The following is a 667-nucleotide window of genomic DNA, read 5'->3' as shown; positions in this document are numbered from 1 at the left end:
CTGCCTCAGCTATCTAATCCGATTCCGATATTGACTCTGATTCTGCCAGCGATTCTGACTCTGACAGCGATTCTGACTCTGACAGTGATTCAAACTCAGATCGTGACTCTGATTCAGACAGCGATTCGGACTCGGACAGTGATTCTGATTCTGAGAGCGACTCTGACAGCGACTCGGACTCAGATAGCGATTCAGACTCTGACAGCGACTCTGACTCAGATAGCGATTCTGACTCTGACAGCGATTCAGACTCAGATAGCGATTCTGACTCTGACAGCGACTCTGACTCAGACAGCGATTCAGACTCGGACAGCGACTCTGACTCAGATAGCGACTCTGACTCAGACAGCGACTCTGATTCAGACGGCGATTCTGACTCTGACTCGGACAGCGATTCAGATTCGGATAGCGATTCTGACTCTGACAGTGACTCTGATTCGGACAGTGACTCGGACTCGGACAGTGATTCTGATTCTGATAGCGACTCGGACTCAGATAGCGATTCAGACTCGGACAGTGACTCTGATTCGGATAGCGACTCGGACTCGGACAGCGACTCGGATTCAGACTCAGATAGCGATTCAGACTCTGACAGCGACTCAGACTCAGATAGCGATTCAGACTCTGACAGCGACTCTGACTCAGACAGCGACTCTGATTCGGATAG

1 protein-coding gene is annotated in these 667 nt (G+C 50.7%); it reads right to left on the bottom strand.

Annotated features, from left to right (window positions below; genetic code table 11):
- Positions 1-13: 13 nt before the first annotated feature.
- A partial coding sequence (locus tag B3S92_RS04770; protein ID WP_296203273.1) for a hypothetical protein occupies positions 14-667 on the bottom strand: 654 nt, incomplete at its 5' end.

This window comes from Psychrobacter sp. UBA3962 (genome assembly GCF_002385225.1).
GTDB lineage: Bacteria > Pseudomonadota > Gammaproteobacteria > Pseudomonadales > Moraxellaceae > Psychrobacter.
The sequence above is the reverse complement of the archived record's forward strand: the minus strand, read 5'-3'. Positions and strand labels throughout refer to the sequence as shown.